Origin of the sequence: Arthrobacter sp. Soil762 (assembly GCF_001428335.1) — a bacterium.
Classification (GTDB): domain Bacteria; phylum Actinomycetota; class Actinomycetes; order Actinomycetales; family Micrococcaceae; genus Arthrobacter.
This window is the reverse complement of the sequence record NZ_LMSG01000001.1, coordinates 926,689-947,459: the sequence shown is the minus strand read 5'-3', so window position 1 is coordinate 947,459 and position 20,771 is coordinate 926,689. Positions and strand designations below refer to the sequence as shown.

The 20,771-nt window shown below is 66.9% G+C and carries 16 protein-coding genes and 1 pseudogene; 9 read left to right on the top strand and 8 right to left on the bottom strand.

Annotation, left to right across the window (positions count from 1 at the left end; translation table 11 throughout):
• Positions 1-46: 46 nt before the first annotated feature.
• The 5 genes and pseudogenes from ASG77_RS04445 to ASG77_RS04425 form a co-directional block, all read right to left on the bottom strand.
• Positions 47-1,687, bottom strand: coding sequence for a GMC family oxidoreductase (locus ASG77_RS04445; RefSeq protein ID WP_056341407.1), 1,641 nt, complete (start codon positions 1,685-1,687; stop codon positions 47-49).
• The gene (locus tag ASG77_RS04440) at positions 1,688-3,205 is read right to left on the bottom strand and encodes an aldehyde dehydrogenase family protein (RefSeq protein WP_056341406.1); all 1,518 of its coding nucleotides are present in this window, start codon (positions 3,203-3,205) and stop codon (positions 1,688-1,690) included. It lies immediately after the preceding gene.
• A 98-nt stretch (positions 3,206-3,303) separates the two neighbouring features.
• Positions 3,304-3,930: a TetR/AcrR family transcriptional regulator gene (locus ASG77_RS04435; RefSeq protein WP_056341404.1), complete on the bottom strand. Its 627-nt coding sequence runs from the start codon at positions 3,928-3,930 to the stop codon at positions 3,304-3,306.
• A gap of 109 nt (positions 3,931-4,039) precedes the next feature.
• A complete protein-coding gene (locus tag ASG77_RS04430; RefSeq protein WP_056341402.1) occupies positions 4,040-4,477 on the bottom strand; it encodes a GNAT family N-acetyltransferase in 438 nt (145 codons plus the stop codon).
• A 166-nt stretch (positions 4,478-4,643) separates the two neighbouring features.
• Positions 4,644-5,626, bottom strand: a pseudogene (locus ASG77_RS04425) (ABC transporter substrate-binding protein).
• Between the two features lie 274 nt (positions 5,627-5,900).
• Between ASG77_RS04425 and ASG77_RS04420 the strand changes: the two are divergent.
• The 9 genes from ASG77_RS04420 (at position 5,901) to ASG77_RS21680 (ending at position 18,063) form a co-directional block, all read left to right on the top strand.
• A complete protein-coding gene (locus tag ASG77_RS04420; protein WP_056341401.1) occupies positions 5,901-6,890 on the top strand; it encodes an LLM class flavin-dependent oxidoreductase in 990 nt (329 codons plus the stop codon).
• 287 nt (positions 6,891-7,177) lie between these two features.
• On the top strand, positions 7,178-8,218 hold the full coding sequence (locus ASG77_RS04415) for a LacI family DNA-binding transcriptional regulator (protein ID WP_056341399.1): 1,041 nt from the start codon (positions 7,178-7,180) through the stop codon (positions 8,216-8,218).
• A gap of 59 nt (positions 8,219-8,277) precedes the next feature.
• Positions 8,278-9,582: an extracellular solute-binding protein gene (locus ASG77_RS04410; protein ID WP_082575822.1), complete on the top strand. Its 1,305-nt coding sequence runs from the start codon at positions 8,278-8,280 to the stop codon at positions 9,580-9,582.
• 12 nt (positions 9,583-9,594) lie between these two features.
• Entirely contained in the window at positions 9,595-10,560 is a 966-nt protein-coding gene (locus tag ASG77_RS04405) for a carbohydrate ABC transporter permease (RefSeq protein ID WP_056341398.1), read from the top strand.
• A gap of 1 nt (position 10,561) precedes the next feature.
• Positions 10,562-11,494, top strand: coding sequence for a carbohydrate ABC transporter permease (locus ASG77_RS04400; RefSeq protein ID WP_082575821.1), 933 nt, complete (start codon positions 10,562-10,564; stop codon positions 11,492-11,494).
• Positions 11,495-11,497: 3 nt separating this feature from the next.
• Positions 11,498-12,583, top strand: coding sequence for a glycoside hydrolase family 130 protein (locus tag ASG77_RS04395; protein ID WP_056341396.1), 1,086 nt, complete (start codon positions 11,498-11,500; stop codon positions 12,581-12,583).
• Positions 12,584-12,585: 2 nt separating this feature from the next.
• The gene (locus ASG77_RS04390; RefSeq protein WP_235564296.1) at positions 12,586-14,694 is read left to right on the top strand and encodes a hypothetical protein; all 2,109 of its coding nucleotides are present in this window, start codon (positions 12,586-12,588) and stop codon (positions 14,692-14,694) included.
• A gap of 313 nt (positions 14,695-15,007) precedes the next feature.
• A complete protein-coding gene (locus ASG77_RS04385; protein ID WP_056341394.1) occupies positions 15,008-17,662 on the top strand; it encodes a trehalase-like domain-containing protein in 2,655 nt (884 codons plus the stop codon).
• A 35-nt stretch (positions 17,663-17,697) separates the two neighbouring features.
• Positions 17,698-18,063: a hypothetical protein gene (locus ASG77_RS21680; protein WP_156380167.1), complete on the top strand. Its 366-nt coding sequence runs from the start codon at positions 17,698-17,700 to the stop codon at positions 18,061-18,063.
• A 73-nt stretch (positions 18,064-18,136) separates the two neighbouring features.
• On the opposite strand, the gene ASG77_RS04375 is transcribed toward ASG77_RS21680, so the two are convergent.
• From ASG77_RS04375 to panD, 3 genes are read right to left on the bottom strand one after another with little or no spacing between them, the layout of a single operon-like run.
• Positions 18,137-19,285, bottom strand: coding sequence for an FAD-dependent oxidoreductase (locus ASG77_RS04375; protein ID WP_056341389.1), 1,149 nt, complete (start codon positions 19,283-19,285; stop codon positions 18,137-18,139).
• Between the two features lie 20 nt (positions 19,286-19,305).
• Positions 19,306-20,232: an AEC family transporter gene (locus ASG77_RS04370; RefSeq protein WP_056341388.1), complete on the bottom strand. Its 927-nt coding sequence runs from the start codon at positions 20,230-20,232 to the stop codon at positions 19,306-19,308.
• A gap of 51 nt (positions 20,233-20,283) precedes the next feature.
• A complete protein-coding gene (gene panD, locus ASG77_RS04365; RefSeq protein WP_200950623.1) occupies positions 20,284-20,709 on the bottom strand; it encodes an aspartate 1-decarboxylase in 426 nt (141 codons plus the stop codon).
• Positions 20,710-20,771 lie beyond the last annotated feature (62 nt).

Genomic DNA, 20,771 nt, shown 5'->3' with positions numbered 1-20,771 from the left:
TTGGACTCCTCAATCAGAAAAGCACGATAGTGGTGTGGCCTGATCCTCAGGCGAAGGATGCGCTGAGCTGCACCTCTTCCTCCGTCACGCTGCCGGACCGGCTGGCACGGATCAGGTCGGCGCAGCGCTCGCCGATCATCATGACGGTGATGTTGGGGTTGACGGTGACGTGTTCAGGCATGACTGAGGCGTCCGCGACGCGCAATCCGGTGACGCCCTTGACCCGCAGCTCGGGATCCAAAGGTGACATCCCGTCGTCGGTCGGGCCCATCCGCACTGTCCCCACCGGGTGGTACACGGTGTTGTGGGTCTTGCGAATGTAGTCCCGCAACTCCTCGTCCGTCTGCGCCTCGACGCCCGGCGAGAGCTCGCGGCCGGTCCATTCGGCCATGGCGGGCTGGGCGGCGATTTCGCGTGCCTTGCGGATGCCGGCCACCATGACCCGCATGTCGTGGCCGTCCGGGTCCGTGAAGTAGCGCGGGTCCACCATGGGCTTGTCGCGGAAGTCGCGGCTGCGCAGCCGGACGGTGCCGCGGGAGCGGGCGTGCGTGACGTTCGGGGTGAGGCTGAAGCCGTTCTCCGTGGTGGGGTAGCCGTGCCGCAGGGTGTTCATGTCGAACGGGACGGAGCCGTAGTGCATCATCAGGTCCGGGCGGTCCAGGCCTTCCTCCGTGGGGGTGAAGATGCCGATCTCCCACCACTGCGTGGACGTCTGGACCATCGGTTGTTTGGCCTCGAACTGCACCACGCCCTCGGGGTGGTCCTGCAGGTGCTCGCCTACGCCGGGGGAGTCCACCAGGACCTCGATCCCGTGCTGGGCGAGGTGCGCTGCCGGGCCGATGCCGGAGAGCATGAGCAGCTTGGGTGAGTCGATGGCGCCGGTGGAAAGTATGACCTCACGGTGGGCGGTGAGCAAGTGGGTCCGGCCAAATGCCGAGTCCACCACGTCCACGCCCGTGCAGCGCTTGTCCGCGTCGAACACCAGCTGGCGGGCGCGGAGGCCGGTCAGCAGGGTGAAGTTTTCGCGCTCCATGATGGGGTGGATGTAGGAGACGGAGCTGGAGGAGCGGGTGCCGTCCGCGCGGCGGTTGATTTGGAAGAAGTTGGCGCCGTTGACCACCGTGGTTCCGGTGTTGAACTTTGCCCGGGGGATGCCGGTCTGTTCGCAGGCGTCCAGGAGCGCGACGCCGGCCGGATCCACCGGGGGAACGTTCATCAGGTGCACGGGGCCTGAGTCACCGTGGTGCGGCGCGGCGGGGCCGGCGTCCTCGTTGGTCTCCAGCCGCTGGTAGAGCGGCCAGGCGGTTTCAGCGTTCCAACCCGTTGCGCCGAACTTGGATTCCCACTCGTCCAGGTCTTCGCGCGGGGCCCAGAACGCGATGCAGGAGTTGTGGCTGGAGCAGCCGCCCATGACCTTGGCGCGGGCGTGGCGCATAAATGAGTTGCCGTTCTCCTGCGGTTCCACCGGGTAGTCCCAGTCGTAGCCGGATTCCAGCAGCTCCATCCAGCGGTCCAGCTGCAGGATCTCGGGCAGGCCGCGGTCATCCGGGCCGGCCTCCACCAGCGCAACGGACACGTCCGGATCCTCGCTCAGCCGCGCGGCCACTGCCGCCCCGGCGGATCCGCCGCCGATGACGACGTAGTCGAACCCGCGGTCGGTGACGTCGTCGATGTTGTCGTAATGCACCTAGTTCTCCTTGCCGTGGTCAGCAAACCAGCCGGTCACCTGGGGGCTGGTGTTCTGGTAGATGTGCTTGGCTTCCTGGTATTCCGCCAGGCCGGTCGGCCCGAGTTCGCGGCCAACGCCGGACTGGCCGAAGCCGCCCCACTCGGCCTGGGGCAGGTAGGGGTGGTAGTCGTTGATCCAGACCGTCCCGTGCCGCAGCCGGGATGCCACGCGCTGCGCCTTGCCGGCGTCCTGGGTCCAGACCGCGCCGGCCAGCCCGTAGATGGTGTCGTTGGCAGTTTCCACGGCCTCGTCCTCGGTGCGGAAGGTCTCAACAGTCACCACCGGGCCGAAGGCTTCATCCACCACCACGGACATGCCCGTTTGGACGTGGTCCAGGACGGTCGGCTGGTAGTAGAAGCCGCCGTCGTACTTTTCTCCCTCAGGCGCAGCGCCGCCGCACCGCAGCCGCGCGCCCTCGGCGATGCCGCGCTGGACGTAGGCGTTGACCTTCTCCCGGTGGGCCGCGGAAATCAGCGGCCCCGTTTCGGCAGCATCATCAAACGGGCCACCGAGCCGGATCTCCTGTGCGCGGCGGACCAGCTCATCGACGAAGCGTTCGGCGATTGATTCCTCCACCACCAGCCGCGCCCCGGCGGAGCAGACCTGCCCGGAGTGGACGAAGGCCCCGTTCAGGGCATTGTCGACGGCGGCGTCGAAGTCCGCGTCGGCGAACACCACGTTGGGGTTCTTGCCGCCGAGCTCCAGCGCCACCTTTTTCACAGTGCCGGCTGCGGCCGCGGCGATGCGCTTGCCGGTTTCCAGTCCGCCGGTGAAGGAGACGAGGTCGACGTCGGGGTGTTCGGAGAGCGGTGCCCCCGCCTCCGCGCCGGCTCCCGTCACCAGGTTGGCGACACCGTCCGGCAGACCGAGGTCCTGCAGCAGCTGCATGGCCAGGATGGCGGTGGACGGGGTGAGCTCGGAGGGCTTCAGGACGAAGGTGCAGCCTGCGGCCAGCGCGGGTGCGATCTTCCAGGCGGCCTGGAGCAGGGGGTAGTTCCACGGCGTGATGAGGCCGCAGACGCCCACAGGCTCATAGACGATTTTGCTGACGACGGCGGGGTTCCCGGCGTCGACCATGCGGCCCGCCTGCTGTCCGGCCAGCCGTCCGAAATATTCGAAGCAGGCGGCGATGTCGTCCATGTCGATGCGGCTTTCGGCTATCCGCTTCCCGGTGTCCAGTGATTCAGCGCGGGCGAACTTTTCCCGGCGTTGGAGCAGTTCGGCGGCGACCTTGAGCAGGAAAGTGCCGCGCTCGGGTGCCGGTACCGAAGCCCAGACGCCGGAGTCGAAGGCTGCCCGGGCTGCAGCGATGGCCCGCCCGGCATCTTCCCGGCCGGCCTCTGACACTGTGGCGGCCAGCTCGCCGTCGGCGGGATTGTGGATGTGGCGCACCGCGCCGGAGACGGCCGGCTCCCACGAGCCGTTGATGAAGAGGGTGGATGCTGTCGCGTCATGGGACGTTGTGGCGTAAGTCATACGGAGGACAGTAATTGAAGTTGAACGAGTGTTCAATGCTTTCTTGAACACTCGTTCAAATGTGACGCGCGCTACTGCACTGCCGTGCGGCGTGTGATTTAGAGTTCCCTGAGTGCTGCGTCCCCGCTGGAACTCCCGCGGCTCGGGAGGAAGGCGATCTCCTCCGTGCGGGCGATGCTGCGCTGGATGGAGGCGTTGTCCACGCCTAGAAGCGACGTCAGCCACATGCCGTTCTGTATAACGACGATGTCCGCTGCCCGCTCCCGGCATTCCTCCCAGGAGAGTTCGGGTTTGGCGTTGGATACGAGCGCGGCAACGCCGTCGAGGTACCGGTCGAAGGCTGCGGCGTTGATCTCGGCATAGCCCTCGTCGGCCTGGGCGAGCGCCCACAGGTGCAGGCGCAGGGACAGGTACCGGGTGGTCAGCAGCTCGGCGCCGGCAACCCGCCGCAGGGCCTTGCGGAGCTGTTCGTCCGGCGTCAACGAGGGGTCCCGGGCCACCAGCTGGAGGTCCTGCTCGTCCACCCGGTGCAGGGCCGCCCGGATCAGGCTCGTTTTATCGTCGTAGTAGTAGTTCACCAGGCCCAGTGCGACGCCGGCTTCGCGGGCCACGGCACGCATGCTCACACCTGAGATGCCGTGGCGCGACAGCAGATCGAGCGCCGCTTCGAGAATGCGCGACTGCCTGTCAATCTGTTCGCCGGAGTTCACTGTATTTGTCCCCATCTGGCCAGACTATTGCCAAACCCGCCAGGAGCGCACTTTGCGGAAGAGGTGGACGTCGTCAACCACTACACACCTGTCCGATCCGTGGCAGAGGGTCTTTGCCGTTTGCCTAACTTTTCGCCGCCATATAGACGTCCACAGCGTCTTCCGACTCCACCTCAAAGCCATGGCGCTCATACAGCCGCCGGGCCACACTTCCCTGGAGGACGTTCAGACGGAAGGGCCGGTGGTCCTGGGACCCGTCCATGGCCTGCCGGAGCACGGCGCCGCCGAGGCCCTTTCCCTGATGCTCCGGGGCCAGGTAAAAGTGTTCGATCCACTGCGCGTCGGGCTCCGGGCGGACAGCGATCACGCCCGCATTCTGCCCAGCCACCTCGACGACGAAGGTGTGCCCCGGCTCGAACCCGTTGAGGAAACGCTCGCGGACACGGACCGGGTCAAAGCGGCCCAGCCGCTCAAGGTCCGGACGCATCACGACGGCGCGGAGCTCGGCGATCCACGAGCCGTCAGAGGCCTGGCTGGGACGAAGGGAAAATTCGGCACTCACCCGACCATTTAACCCACAAATTTAACCCACAAATGCATCGAGTGCTCCTCCCCACCGGCACCCTCGCCTCGCAAGCTCGGCCAGGGAACCCTGCCGGCGTGGGCCCACCGCCGTTTTGGAGGTGCAAAAGGGCATTTGCGGAGCAATCGATGCATTGGCGGCGGGCCTACTTCTTGGGCAGGCCTGGCGGGTTGAGTTCGGACTTCTTAATGGCCTCCGACGACAGGCCCCAACGGTCCAGAACCTCGGCGTAGGCGCCACTCTCGATCAGCTGGTTGAGCGCAGCCTGGGCGGCGACTGCCAGGCCATTGCCCTTCTGCGTGGTGAAGGCAATTTCGGCGGTCAGCGGCCACCCGCCGTTGAGCGTGCCCAATTCCTTCGTCTTGCCGTCCTTCGCTGCCTTGTAGGCCGCGCCGGCGTTCGGGCCGAACGTCAGGTCCGCCCGGCCGGACTGGAGGGCCAGCGTGGAGGCGGAGTCGTCGTCGTAATACTGGAACTCAACCGGCGCCAGCCCCTTCGCCTTGTTCTCTTCGTCCCAGCGCACCAGGATCGCTTCCTGGTTGGTGCCCGAGCCGACGATGATGCGCTTGCCGGCAACATCCTTGGCTTCCTTGATCTCGCCGATGGTGGAATCGGTCTTGGCGTAGAAGCCCAGGAGGTCGTTGCGGTGGCTGGCGAAGTCGAACTTCTCCTTGCGGGCCTCCGTAACGGTCACATTGGAAAGGACTGCCTCGTACTTGCCCGATTCAACGCCCAGCGGCCAGTCGGCCCAGGCCACCGGAAGCACCTCAACCGTCAGCCCAAGGTCTCGCCGACCGCATAGGCGATGTCCACCTCGCTGCCGATGAGCGTCCTGTTGTCGGTAGCGAAAAGACTCAGCGGGGCCGTGCCGCCGGTGCTCACCACAGTGAGCTTGCCGTCCGCCTTGATGGCGTCGGGGACCAGGGCGGCAGCTTTCGCATCCACGGTCACCTTGACGCGGTTCTGCTCGGGTGCCAGGTTGAACGTCTTGCCTGCTGCGCTCGCCGTAGAGCCCGACGACGGTGCTGTCGCCGCCGTCGCGCCCGGGTCCGAGCAGGCGGCAAGCGCCAGGAGGGTGACTGCTGCGAGTGCTGCGGCTGCAGCCCGTTTTGTCTTGATTTTCGCCATGATTTCCCCTTGCAAGTTGCTGATTTTCGGAACGGAACGGTGTTCTTGGCAGCAACTATCCGGGAGTACGCGCGCGGGATCAAAGGCCGCCGAAACGGTGCGATACCGGGAGTAACGGCAGTTCACCGGGCGACCGCGGCGGTCACAAATGAGGCTGTGGGCCACGCCACCGCAGGCCGCAGAAATAACCCGGGCGCCGCCGTCGTTGTCCACAATGTGCCCGCCGCGACCCGGCCGGCCACCCTACGCAACGCATTGAAAGGCCGGCACCGACGTGACGCTTCCCCTCTCCATCCTTGATCTGGCAACCATCGGCAAAGGCCAGACGGCGGCGGAGAGTTTCGCGGGGAGCGTGGCCATGGCGCAGCGGGCCGAGGAGCTGGGCTACCGGCGGATCTGGTACGCCGAGCACCACAACATGTCCGCCATCGCCTCCTCTGCCACCAGCGTGCTGATCGCCCACGTGGCAGCGCACACCAAGACCATCAGGCTGGGCGCCGGCGGCGTTATGCTGCCCAACCACTCGCCGCTGACCATCGCCGAGCAGTTCGGCACCCTGGAAACGCTGCACCCGGGCCGGATCGACCTCGGCCTGGGCCGTGCCCCGGGGAGCGACCAGAACACCATGCGCGCGCTGCGCCGGGACCCCATGTCCGCGGACACTTTCCCGCAGGACGTCCTGGAATTGCAGGGCTACCTGACCGGTCCCACGCGGATCCAGGGCGTGGAGGCCACCCCGGGCAAGGGGACCAACGTTCCGCTGTACATCCTCGGATCGTCGCTGTTCGGCGCCCGGCTCGCGGCCCAGCTGGGCCTGCCGTACGCGTTCGCGTCGCACTTCGCGCCCAACGCCCTGCAGGATGCCGTGGCCGTGTACCGCCGGGAATTCAAGCCGTCCGCGCAGCTGGACGCACCCCATGTGATCGCCGGCGTCAACGTCATTGCCGCGGATACTGCCGCCGAGGCGCAGGCAACGTTCCAGGCCACCAAGCGTGCCCGCGTGTCCCTGTTTTTCGGCGGCGGGCGCGAGTTCACCGACGACGAGGCCGACATGATCCTGGACTCCCCGCAGGGCCAGCATGTGTCCCAGATGATGACGTACTCGGCCATCGGCACCCCGGACGCGGTGATCGACTACCTGGACGGGTTCGCCAAGCACTCCGACGCCGACGAACTCATCGTGGCGCACCAGAACACCGGCACAGAAGCCAGGATCCGTTCCGTGGAGCTGCTGGCGCAGGCCGCCGGACTCGCCCGGGTCTAGGTCCGGCGCCACCGGCAAGCGGGGACGCACTCGCGTCACGCAGCGCACCCTTTTAGAAGCCCGACGGCGGGGTCCCCGAAATCACCCGGTGGGCGCCGCCGTCGTACTCCAAAAGCAAGCCCTGCGTGACGGCGGGGGCCGGCCAGGACGGAACCAATGCGGCCGCTGGAAAACATCAATGTGGCGGCGGGCCCTTGACATCTACCAACTGAACCGGTTTAGTAGAGCCTACTGAACCGGTTCAGTGGCGTGAGTCACGGGACCCGAAACCCGAAGGGCCCCACATCATGGCAGTAACCATCAGCGACGTCGCCCACGCGGCCGGCGTCAGCAAAGGTGCTGTCTCGTATGCGCTGAACGGCCAGCCCGGCGTCAGCGACGCCACCCGGGGCCGGATCCTGCAGGTCGCGAAAGAGCTTGGCTGGAAGCCCAGCCTCCGCGCCAAGGGCCTGTCCTCCGCGAAGGCCTACGCCCTGGGCCTGGTGGTGGCCCGCGATCCCAAGCTCCTCGGCACGGACCCGTTCTTCCCAGCCTTTATTGCAGGCATCGAGATCACGCTGGCCGAGCACGATTACACGCTGGTCCTGAGCGTTGCCACCGCCCCCGGCGCCGAAGAGCGGGCATACCGCAAACTGGCCGACGGCGGCCGCGTGGACGGCGTGATCCTGACCGATGTGCGGCACAACGATTCCCGGATCGGCCTGCTGCGCGAGCTCAAGCTGCCGGCGGTGACGCTCAACAGGCCCGATGCCGACTCACCGTTCCCGGCGGTGTCCATGGATGACACGGACGGCATCACGGCCGCCGTCGAACATTTGATCGCCCTGGGACACGTCCGGATCGGCCATGTGGGCGGCGCCCAGGAATACATCCACGGCCGCAGCCGCCGCCGGGCCTGGGAGTCGGCCATGGCACGTGCCGGCCTGGCAGCGGACCTGTTCGCGGAGGCTGATTTCACGGCCCCCGGGGGAGTGGCAGCCACCGCGGAACTGCTCCGCCGGCCGGACCGCCCCACCGCGATTGTCTATGCGAACGACCTCATGGCGACGTCCGGCCAGTCCTTCGCCCAGTCCCAGGGCCTGAGCGTTCCGGGTGACCTGTCAGTCACCGGCTACGACAATGCAGAGTTCACCCAGTACCTCAACCCGCCCCTCACCACTATCGCCACTGACCCCATGCGTTGGGGCAGAGTTGCTGCGCAGGCCCTCCTGGACCAGCTCAACGGCACCCACTCCGGCGAGGATACGGACCTGCCGGCACCTACCCTGCTGGTCCGCGCCTCCACCGGTCCCGCCCCATCCAGAACCATCAAGCAAGCTACAAAGTAAGCCCAAAAGCACATCACCCAGCAAAAGATCCCCACCGGGACCAGTACCAAGGAGTCGCAATGAAGCGCTTTACCAAAGCCACGCGAATATTGTCAGTGGCCGCCCTGACCGTAATGGGGGCGGGCATGGCTGCCTGCGGCGGCAGCGGAGGGGGCGACGGCGGCTCCGGCTCCGCCACCACCGCCAAGGGCCCCATCAAGATCTGGTACTCCAACAACGAGTTCGAGGTTAAGTGGGGCAAGGCCATGGTGGAATCCTGGAACTCCGCACACCCGGAGGAGAAGGTCGAGGCGCAGGAGATCCCTGCCGGCAAGAGCTCCGAAGAGGTCATCGGCGCAGCCATCACCGCGGGCAACGCTCCCTGCCTGGTCTTCAACACCGCCCCTGTGGCCGTTCCGCAGTTCCAGAAGCAGGGCGGTTTGGTGGCCCTGGATGAATTCCCGGACGGGCTCCAGTACATCAAGGACCGCACCGGCGACCTGGCGGACCAGTACAAGTCCGCGGACGGCAAGATGTACCAGCTGCCCTGGAAGTCCAACCCCGTAGTCCTCTTCTACAACAAGGACATGTTCGCCAAGGCCGGGCTGGACCCGGAGAACCCGAAGCTGGGGACCCACCAGGAACTGCTGGACACCGCCCGGACCCTGGTGTCCTCAGGTGCTGCCACCAACGCCATGTGGCCATCACCGGCCAGTGACTTCTTCCAGGCCTGGTTCGACTTCTACTCCTTCTACGCCGCCAACTCCGACGGCACCCCGCTGGTGAAGGACGGCAAGGTCACGTTCGACAGCGAGGAGGGCAAGCAGGTCGCCACCATGTTCGAGACGCTCTACAAGGAGAACCTGGCCTCCAAGGAGGTCTACCAGGGTGACTCCTTCGCCGAAGGCAAGGCCGCCATGTCCATGGCCGGTCCGTGGGCCATCGCCGCCTACAAGGACAAGGTGAACTGGGGCGCAGTCCCGGTACCCGCGGCCGCGGCCAAGGCTGATACGTCAACCTTCTCCGACGCCAAGAACGTGGCCATGTACTCCGCCTGCGAGAACCAGGGCACCGCCTGGGAGGTCATGAAGTTCGCCACCAGCCAGGAGCAGGACGGCAAGCTGCTAAGTGACACTGGCCAGATGCCCATGCGCAAGGACCTTCCCACGGTCTACGCGGACTACTTCGCCAAGAACCCGGCGTACACCCAGTTCGCCGCTCAGGCTGCGCGGACCGTGGAGGTCCCCAACGTCTCCAACTCGGTTGAAGTCTGGCAGACCTTCCGCACCGCCTACGCGAAGGCCGTCATCTTCGGGAACGAAAGCATCGACACCTCGTTCAAGGCCGCGGCCGACAAGATCAACCAACTGGTAGCCCAGAAGTAGCGGTGACCCCCAATGTCACTCCGCTCCTCTAGTGGGAACCCCGTCACGGGGAAACCGGCTGGTGGACCGGCGGACCGGCGGCTGGTGCCCAGGAAGCGTAAGAACTTCCTGGGCCCCCAGCCGCTGGGCCTGCTGTTCAGCGCCCCCTACGTCATCTACGTGCTGGCTGTCCTGGCGTTCCCGCTCGGCTACGCCGTCTACATCTCCTTCCACGATTTCTTCTTCACGGCACCGCGGGTCAAGGTGGACCGGCCGTTTGTAGGGTTCGAAAACTACATCACCGTCCTGTCCGACCCCGCAGTCCAGCGCTCATTCCTGAACATCGGCGTTTTCATGATCATTAACGTCCCGTTAACGGTGGCCCTGTCCCTGCTGCTGGCCAACGCGCTGAACCGCGTGACCCGGCTCAAGACGTTCTTCCGCCTCAGCTACTACGTCCCGTACGTGACGGCGAGCGTCGCCGTCGTCGGGGTCTGGCTGTTCCTCTTCCAACAAAACGGGCTGCTGAACACGCTGCTGGGGCCGCTGGCGCCGGCCCCGTCCTGGCTGGTGAATTCGTGGCTGGCCATGCCCACCGTGGCCCTGTACGTGACGTGGAAGCAGCTGGGATTCTTCATCCTGCTCTACCTCGCGGCGCTGCAGAACATTCCCGATGAACTGTACGAATCAGCGTCCGTGGACGGCGCCAACAAGTGGGCCCAGTTCTGGAACATCACTGTTCCGGGCGTCCGGCCTGCCAGCGTCCTGGTCACGCTGCTGGCCACCATCACCGGCGCGAACCTCTTCACCGAGCCGTACCTGCTGACCGGCGGCGGCGGCCCGGACGGGGCCTCGGCCTCCCCGGTGTTCATCATGTACCAGCGTGGCCTCCTGCAGGGTAACCCCGACGTCGCGGCCGCACTGGGCGTGGTGCTGGTGATCGGCGTCCTGCTGATCGCCCTGATCCAGAAACGCCTCGTGGGCGGGAAGGAGGACTGACATGTCCGTCACCAACGCACAAAACGCCAAGAACGACGACGACGCCAGCCGGCTCCCGGAACCAGCGGAACCGGTCCTGCGTCCCGGCTCCGGCGTCGAAAAGCGCCGCAACCTGGGCGTGGGCAGCTTCATCCTGCTGGGTGTGGGCGCCTTTGTGTTCCTCTTCCCTTTCTATTACATGCTCATCGGGTCGCTGCAGACTGCCCCGGACACCTCGATATTCGGCGCGTTTCCCAACCCGGCCAACATCACCGGCGCGAACTATGTGCAGATCAACGAGTCCATCAACCTGTTCCGCGGCCTGCTCAACTCCGGCATCTTCACCGGCGGGGTCATCTTCTTCACGGTGATTTTCGGGCTGCTGGTGGGTTATGCCCTGGCGCAGATGAAGTTCCGTGGCCGCGGCGTGGTGTTCGGCATGATGCTGCTGGTGCAGATGATCCCGTTCCAGCTGCTGCTCATCCCGCTCTACGTCATGATCGTGCGCGATTACGGCCTGGCGGACAGCTTCCTGGGCATGATCCTGCCGTTCGCCATCAACTCCACTGCCGTGTTCGTGTTCCGCCAGTACTTCCTCCAGCTGCCCTCGACCCTGTTCGAGGCTGCAAGGATCGACGGCGCCTCAGAACTGCGGATCCTGTGGCAGATCGCCATCCCGCTGGTCCGGCCAGCGATCGTCACAGCCGTGCTGCTGACCTTCATCGGCCCGTGGAACGAGTTCCTGTGGCCGTTCCTGGTCACCAAGGAGCAGTCCCTGCAGCCGTTGGCCGTTTCACTGGCCAACTTCATCTCCAACATCGCCGGCCAGGCCGGCAACCCGTTCGGTGCCATCCTTGCCGGTGCCTGCGTCCTGGCGGCCCCCGCCGTCGCGCTGTTCATTTTCTTCCAGCGCCAGTTCATTTCCACCAATATCGGTTCCAGCGTAAAGGGCTAATCAATGACCTCCCCCCAGACTCCAGCACTGCCCACTGTCCCGTTCACCCTCACCCGCGCGGGCGTTATCATGACCCCCGAGCCCGGCAACGACTTCGAGGCCGAGGGCGTCCTCAACCCCGCCAGCGGCCGCGGCCCGGACGGCGAGCTGTACCTGCTGCCGCGGCTTGTGGCCACCGGTAACGTGTCCCGCGTGGGCCTCGCCAAGGTGGTCATCAACGACGACGGCGTGCCCACCGGCGTGGAACGTGAGGGCGTGGTCCTGGCTCCGGACGAGGGCTGGGAACGCGGCATGAACAACGCCGGCACCGAGGATCCGCGCACCACCTGGGTGCCCGCCCTCGGCAAGCACCTCATGACCTACGTGGCCTACGGCCCGCTGGGCCCCCGCCTCGCCTTCGCCCACTCCGAGGACCTCCGGAGCTGGGAGCGCCTTGGCCCGTGCTTCTTCGAGTACCAGGCGGATCTCTCCATGGACCTGAACCTGTTCCCGAACAAGGATGCGGTGTTCTTCCCGGAGCCGGTGAACGATCCCGACGGCGTGCCCTCCTACGCGATGCTGCACCGCCCCATGTGGGACCTGGGCTGGATCCGTCCCGGCGAAGGCGAGCACCTGCCCGCCGGCGTCACGGACAACCGCCCCGGCATCTGGATCTCCTACGTGGCCGTTGCCGACGTCGAACGCGACCTGCGCAACCTGGTCCACATGGGCAAGCACCGACTGGTGGCCCTCAGCGAGTTCCCCTTCGAGGACCTGAAGATCGGTGGCGGCCCGCCCCCCATCCGCGTGGACGAAGGCTGGCTCCTGATCCACCACGGCGTGGCCGGCAAGATGGCCGCCTCCGCCTTCGAGCAGCAGCAGAACGTCAACTACACCGCCGCGGCCATGATCCTGTCCGCGGAGGACCCGTCCAAGGTCATCGCCCGCAGCGACAAGCCGTTGTTGGCGCCGGAAACCGAGGACGAGATCTCCGGGATCGTGCCGAACGTGGTGTTCCCCACCGCGATCGAAAAAATCGGCGACCAGCTGTTTGTGTTTTACGGGATGGCGGACTCCAAAATCGGTGTGGCCAAACTGGACAGGGTCTGACGGTGACGGCTTCACCGAAGGCCACGCGGCCGGTGGTGGCGGCCGTGGCCGTCTCCCTGCTGGCTGTTTCGCTGCAGGCCGGTGCCGTCACGGCGGCCCCTGCCGCGCCGCCGTCGTCCGTCAGTGCGCACACTGCACCGGCGGCACCCGTCCTGGCGCCTGCACTGGCCGACGGCGGGAGCCTGACCAACCTGGACCACCTGGACTTCCTGCTGGACACGGTTCCGCTGGCTCCGGTGGCCGGGCACACCACCTACCAGCTGGAGCAGGACCCCGACGCTGAAGCGCCGTGGACCTACGCCGACAGGAACGACGACGGCAGTTATGACCGTGTGGGCGGCGGGAACCTCGACCCGGCCACCGGCGACTGGACCCAGGGCGCCTACAATGCGGACGATATTGCCCGCACCGCCGTGGTGTACCTGCGGCACTGGAAGCAGACAGGGGACCCGGCGAGCAAGGAGCACGCCTTCCAGAACCTTCGTGCGCTGACCTACCTGCAGACAGTGGACGGCCCGAACGCCGGCAACGTCGTCCTCTGGCAGCAGGCGGACGGCAGCCTGAACCCCAGCGCCATTCCCGTGGAGCTGCCCGACCCCTCCGACTCCGCGGAATCCTACTGGCTGGCCCGCACGGTCTGGGCCCTCGGCGAAGGCTTCGCCGGGTTTGCAGAGTCCGATCCGGAGTTTGCCGCGTTCCTGCAGGACAGGCTGCACCTTTCCCTGGGTGCCCTGAACCGCCAGTCCCTCGCCAAGTACGGCACGTTCGACACCGCCGACGGCGTCCAGGTTCCGGCCTGGCTCATCGCCGGCGGCGCGGATGCCTCCGCCGAGGCCGTGCTGGGCCTGGCCGCCTATGTGGAGACCGTTCCGTCCGACGCCATGGCCACCACCGCGCTGTCCCAGCTGAGCGAGGGCGTGGCCGCGATGTCTTCCGGCTCGGCCACGCAATGGCCGTTCGGCGCGATCATGCCGTGGAACAAGTCCCAGAGCCTCTGGCACGCGTGGGGCGGCATGGCTCCGGCCGCTGTGGCCACCGCGTCCACCGTCCTGGACCGGCCCGAAATGTTGACGGCAGCCGTGAAGGACACCGCCCAGTTCACCCCGCAGCTGCTCGCAGCGGGCGGACCGGACAACGCCTGGAGCCCCGCTCCCGGCGAGGCTCAGATCGCGTACGGCGTGGACTCCCGCGTCCAAAGCCTGGTGGCGACGGCGGAAGCCGCGGACGCTCCGGGCCTCCTGGACGTGGCCGCCATTGCTGCCGGCTGGTTCTTCGGCGCCAACCCCAACGGCGCCCCCGCGTACAACCCCGCCACCGGCACGGCCATCGACGGGATCGAAACGGACGGCCGGATCAACCCCAACTCCGGCGCCGAATCCACCATCCACGCACTGCTCACCATGCTGGCCCTCGACGCCGACCCGGAACTCCGGGCCAAGGCGTTGGGAATCAGCGTGACGGAAGGGACCAACGGACTCAACGTCGTTGAAGCCGAGGCCGGCACCATCACGGGCAACGGCACCGTGGTACGGCCGCCGTCGTCCTGGACCGGCGAAGCGAATATCTCCGGCGGGGCATATGTTGACCTGGGCGCTGGTGGCAGTCTTTCCATCCCGTTGCCCGCAGCAGACCAGCCCAGCAACATATTCCCCATCGTGAATCAGGGGATCGCGCCCTCGGGCACCACCACCTGGACATCGGCCAAGGGCCTGCTGGGCACCACGTCCAACGGCGGGGCAGGCGCGCAGGGCATCACCGACGCACCCGGCATCCTCATCCCGTTCACCCTCCGGCGGGCCCTGGGAGCTGGCCTGACCTCCGTCACCGCCAGCACCGACGGCCAGGCGGCACTGGACGCACTCCTGGTCCAGCCGCTGATCTCCACGGTGCGGGTCTCCGGCTCCGGCGGCGACACCACGCTGTACGTCAGCGCGGCGACAGCCGTTACCGTGCAGCAGGTGAGCGTGCCGGCAGGGTTTGTGCTGGTCCAGCGCCAGTACGACTCCGCCGGCCAGCCGGTGAAGGGCTCCACGGACAACGCCGGCAGCACGTCCGGGCGCGTCACCGTGGCCCCGGGCGGCTTCACCCTAGTAACTCTGACGGCCGGCTGAGGCTTCGGGCTGACTGCGGGACGCTGACCGCCGGCTGAGGCTCACCGCCGGCGGACCAGCGTCACGCACGGCACCCTTTTGGAAAGCACGACGGCGCCCTGCCGCGGATTCGCGCGGCGGGGCGCCGTCGTCGGGCGTTAAAGCCTGCCCTGCGTGACACGGCGTGACGTGAGGCCAGCGGCGGAGGGCGGACCCGCCGTCGGACTTTACAAGGTGGCAATAGCGGGGACATTCAGGCGAAACCGCCAGACGGAAAGATGGTGTGCGGCCCCTCCGGCCTTTCCGGGCCAGGCTCTGCTGAAGGAGTGCACGCATGGCTACGCCGTTGAACCAGAGTGTGGCGGATTCCGCCCTGCTGACCAGGTCGCTGCCGCTGGGCATGCTGCGGACCTTCATCCAGTCGGACCTGGCGGACGAAGGTTTCACGCCCACCCTCCTGGCAGAACTGAAGGTCCTGGCCCGCGTCCCCGGGCTGCTGGTGGCCTGCAACTACGGCGGAACATTGTGCGATGCGGAGGGAATCTCCACCGAGACCCTTCCCTTGGGGAGCGCTGCGATCGCGCTCCGCGCCCTGGCCGCCCTGCCCAACACCCATGCCGCCGTCATCTCAGGGCGCTCGCTGCGTGACCTCGCCGCAGTGTCACGGCTGCCCGCGGAGGTGCACCTTATCGGATCGCACGGGGCGGAGTCGGACATGGCCTTCGCCCACGTCCAGGACCTCGCCACCGAAGCCACCCTCCACAAGGTAGGCACCGCACTGACTGAGGCCGTGGGTTTCCAGGAGGGCATCTGGATCGAGCGGAAACCGGTGGCCGTGTCCGTGCACACCCGGCCGGCCTCGCCTGCGGTGGTGCAGGTGGTGACGGAAACGGCCCGGGAGATCGCCAAGGCCCATGGGCTGTTCTTCATCGTGGACGGTTCGGTACTGGACCTCTCGGTAATCGAACCCGCCAAGGCGGACGCCCTGGAAAATCTCCGGTCCCGGCTGGGCGCGAGTGCTGCGCTGTACGCCGGGGACGCCCACAGCGACGAACTGGCCATCGCCACGCTCCGCGGCCCGGACCTGGGGCTGCGCGTGGGGCAGGGGGAGACCCGGGCTTCGCACCGGCTGCGGGACCCGGAATCCTTCGCCCGGGTCCTTGCCCTCCTGTTCGAGCTGCGGCGGGCCTGGCTTTTCGGCGAGGACGCCGTAGGGCTGGAACGCCACACGATGATCGGCAACGGATCCTCCACCGCTTTGGTCACGCCGGATGCCAAGGTCTGCTGGATGAGCCACCCGCTCCCGGATTCAGGGTCGCTGTTCGCCCACATCCTGGGCGGGGACGCGGCCGGTCACTTCACCGTTGAGCCGGTCAAGGCCTCGCAGGTTCTGGGCCAGCGCTACGTGGACAGCACCATGATCGTGGAGACGCGCTGGGCGGACGTGACCGTCACGGACTACCTGGAGCCGGCCCCGGAAGGGATCACCAGCCTGGTCCGGGTACTCTCCGGCACCGGCGGCGCCAGGATCGTCTTCGCGCCCCGCCCGGACTACGCCAATGCGCCGTTCAGCATGGAAGCCCGCGGCGACGAACTCCACGTGGTGGGAACCTCCGATCCCATCTTCCTGTTTGCCCCGGGCGTCAGTTTCGCCATCACCTCGGACGGCCTCCACGCCACCGCCACCGCTTCGGTCAACCTCCAGGGCGGCCCGGTGGTCCTCAACCTGCGCTGCGGTGACACCGAACCTGCGCAGGCGCACCCCGGCGGGGAAGCCGACCGGCGGGCGGGGGTGGCGCTCCATTCCCGACGCTGGGTGCAGGAACTGGAGCTGCCCTCGGTCAAACCATCGCTGGTCCGCCGCTCAGCGCTGGTTCTCCGGGCCCTCGTGCACGAGCCCACGGGTGCCGTGCTGGCCGCGCCCACCACGTCCCTGCCCGAGGGAATCGGCGGCACACGGAACTGGGATTACCGCTATTGCTGGCTGCGGGACGGGTCCATGACGGTGAACGCGCTGGTGGACCTGGGTTCGACGGCGGAGGCGGCCGGGTTCCTGAGCTGGCTGGGCCGGATCCTTGAGCATGCGCCGGGCCCGGAATGGCTGCATCCGCTGTACTCGGTGACGGGGGCTCCGCTGTCCACGGAAGCCGTTATCGACAGCCTGCCCGGGTATGCGGGTTCCCGGCCGGTCCGGATCGGCAACGCCGCGGACCACCAGGTCCAGCTGGATGTCTTCGGGCCGGTGGCAGAACTGATCCACAGCGTCAGCTCACGGAACCGTGCCCTCGAGGATGAGCACTGGGACCTGCTGGTGCAGATGGCGGCCGCCGTCCTGGCCCGGTGGCACGAGCCGGACCACGGCATCTGGGAAGCCCGGCGCCCACCGCGGCACCACGTCTACACCAAGGTGATGTGCTGGGTGACCCTGGACCGCGCACTCCGCACCGCCGCCCGGCACGGCAGGGCGCCGGACCCGTCGTGGGAACCCACCGCCCGGACCATCAGGGAGGAAGTGCTGCACGAAGGCTGGGATGACTCGGCCGCGTCCTACACGGTGGCCTACGACAGCCCCGACCTGGATGCAGCCGTCCTGCACATCGGGCTCTCCGGCCTGCTGGATGTCACCGACCAGCGGTTCCTGGACACTGTCACCGCCGTGGAACGGGAACTGCGGGTGGGTCCCACCGTGTTCCGGTACAGGTACGACGACGGACTGCCGGGTTTGGAGGGCGGCTTCCACATCTGCACCACCTGGCTGATTGAGGCCTACGTTGCGGTGGGCAGGATCGAGGAGGCCTGGGACCTGTTCGACCAGCTGGTGAACCTCTTCGGCCCCACCGGCCTGCTGCCCGAAGAATACGATCCCAGTACGGAGACGCACCTGGGGAACCACCCGCAGGCCTACTCACACCTGGGATTCATCCGCTGCGCCCGGATCCTGGACCGGCACAAGCCGGAGGCAAAAAAGGACCTAAGGCATGTCTCCTAAGTGACGATAGGGTTGGCAGCACACAGCAGCACGACGTGCTGCAGGTCTTTGGGGGAAACATGAAGCAGCCATCAGCAAGCGGAATCAGCTTTCGGGAAGTGGACCAGGAGGGGAATCCTGAGGGCGGCGCGCCAGCGGCTGCGCAGGAGCCGTCCCGTGAAGGCCCTCACTTGCCCATCAATCCTTTCATCGCCGTGTTGTGGCTGCTGGCCGCCATGCTGGTCGGTGGCGGCATCTGGGTTCTGTCGAACGGGGCTTTCAATCCGGGCCCCATCAGCGGGCCGGCCGCCATTTCGTTCCTCATGATGACTTTTGCGCCCCACACGATTCTCATTGGACTTGCCTTCGTCTTTTGCCTGCTTTTCTGGCACGCGGTGCAATGGCAGCGGCGGCGCGGGTAGCAGCGAAGGCGTTAGTCTCACGAGGCCCGGCCGGGAGGGGCCCAACTGTTCGTTCGCGCTTTGCGCCGCGGCGTCAGCGCGACGCGGAGAAGATCTGCGGGGCGGGCCGGGTCCCGGTGGCCAGGTCCGCGAGGATCCGCCCCACCACGGGAGTGAACTTAAAGCCGTGCCCGGAGAAGCCGGCGCCGATGACCACCGGACCGACCCTGTCGAGAATGAAGTCCTCATCCGGCGTGGTGGTGTACGTGCAGCTGATGGCCTCGAATGACTCGGCGTCCACGCCGGGCAGCCAGGTCCGGGCGTAGTCCTGCAGGGCCGAGAGCTGCACCGGTTCGGGGACGAAGGACCGCCGGTCCGGATCCACCACGGGGCCGACGCCATGCCAGCCGGCCTTGATGCCTTCGCCCGGCGTGTGCATCCCATAGACGGGCGAATACCAGTCCTGGTAGGCCGGTCCAGGTCCCGGCGTGTGGTTAAAGCCGGGCCACACCGCTCCTTGGTCGGCAATGCGGAAGTGTGCCGGCTGCTCCTGGGTGACCGTGAGCCGGGGAATCCTGAGCTTCCCGCTTCCGGCCGCGCCGGACAGCAGCTTCTCCGTCCAGCCGCCGGCCGTCACCACGGCCTGCGCGGCAGTGACCACCTCTGTCCGCCACGAGGCGCCAGGGCTTCGGTCCGCCAAAGTGAGCCGGACGCCGTCGTCCATGATTTTCAGCCCCACCACCTGGGTGTGGTGCCGGATCTCGGCGCCGCGGGCTGCGGCCAGCCGCTGGAAGACGGGGAGCGCCGCCTCGGGATTCAGCTGGCCGCCGTCGGGCATGTAAAGGACCTGCTGGCCGAAGCGGATGCCGCGCCACCGCTCGGAGGCCTCCTCCGGCTTCAGGAACTCCGCCCGGAGGCCTGCCTCGATGAGCGCCGCCTGCACCAGCGCTAGCCGCGGATCCGGGCCATGGTTGACGATCCCCGTGCGCGTGAGCAGCAGCTCTCCGCTGTCCTGCTCAAGCTCCTCCCACAGCGCCAGCCCCTCGGCCAGCATCGCCACGTACTCCGGCCGGTGGTAGCCCGGGTTCAGGTTGCGGGTGCTGCCGTGCGATGCCCCGTTGTGGTGGCCGGGGCCGAACTGTTCCAGCAGCGTGACCTGGCGGCCACGGCGGGCCAACGCCCAGGCGGCCGCAGAGCCCATTGCTCCGCCGCCGATCACAACAGTATCCAGGATGGTTTCCATAGGGCTCCTCAGGTCTGGCGTCAGTTAAGCAGCAGGGCGACGCCGATCATGGCGGGTACCGCCACCACCGTAGTGATCAGGACGGTGTCCTTGGCTACGGTGATGCCGGTCTGGTAGCGGCTGGCCGCCACAAAGACGTTTTGCGCCGTGGGGAGGGATGCCACCACCACGGCCGCGAACAGGGCGGGGCCGTCCATACCAAGGGCAAAGCGGGCAAAAACGTAGGCGATGGCCGGCTGGACCACAAGTTTGAAGGCGCTGGCCAGGAGGGTGTCAGCACGCCTGCCGGTGGCGGCCTGCAATGGCCGGCTGCCGTTCAGGCTCATGCCGAAGGCGATCAGCATTGCCGGAATCGCGGCACCGCCAATGAGGTGGATCGGCTCCAGGAGCAGGGCCGGTACCTCCCAGCCCGTCCCTGCCACCAGTAGGCCCAGGCCGGAGCCAACAATCATCGGGTTCCGCAGGATCATCAGGATGAATCCCCAGGGCGTGGTGCGGTGTGAGCTGGTGCTGGCGTCCAGGATCATCAGGAAGATGGGCGTGAAGAACGCCAGCTGGAAGATCAGCAGGGGCGCCACGTAGCTGGCGTCGCCCAGGACGTAGACGGCGATGGGGATGCCAAGGTTCGCGGAGTTGGCGAGGGAGGCGGCCATCGAGGACATCAGGGCTTCCGGCAACGCGCGCTTCAGGACGAACTTCACGATGCTGAAGAAGACAAGGGCGGTGCAGACGGCGGAGACTGCCGTGACCAGCAGCGGTTCCGCGAAGACTTCCCTCAGTTGCGCCTTGCTGAGGGTCTCGAAGAGCAGGGCAGGGCTGGCTACGAAGAAGGTCAGGCCGCTGAGGACCTGGCGGGCATTGTCGCCAAGGATCCGCTGGCGGCCCACAAACCAGCCCACCATGATGATGAACCAGACAACAAAGAAGCCCTGCAACACGCCTACCAAGAAAAGTCTCCAAGGCTGCGGCGGCGGTGTCTGCCCGGGCTCACGCTCCGGCTACAGGGCGGCGTTGTTAAGGGCGAACGGCGGGCGCATCAGGCCCGGCGTGAGGCACTCGGCGGGGTCGTTGCCGATCTGGACAATCTTGTTGTCCTGATCCACATGGATAACCTTCGGGGCGTAGGCGTTGGCCTCTTCCGTGGTCATCTGGGCGTAAGTGATCAGGATGACGATGTCGTTCTCGTGCATCAGGTGCGCGGCCGCACCGTTGATGCCGATGACTCCCGAGCCGCGCTCGCCGGCGATGGTATAGGTCTCCAGGCGCGCACCGTTGGTCACGTCCACGATGGCCACGAGCTCGCCGGGAAGGATGTCGGCAGCATCCAGCAGGTCCAGGTCAACAGTGACCGATCCTACGTAGTGCAGGTCGGCGTGCGTGACGGTGGCCCGGTGGATTTTGGACTTGAACATTGTGCGATTCATAACCCGCCCAGTCTAGCGCCGGCACCCCGATCGCGCTGTGACGCACTGAACATGCCGGCGGA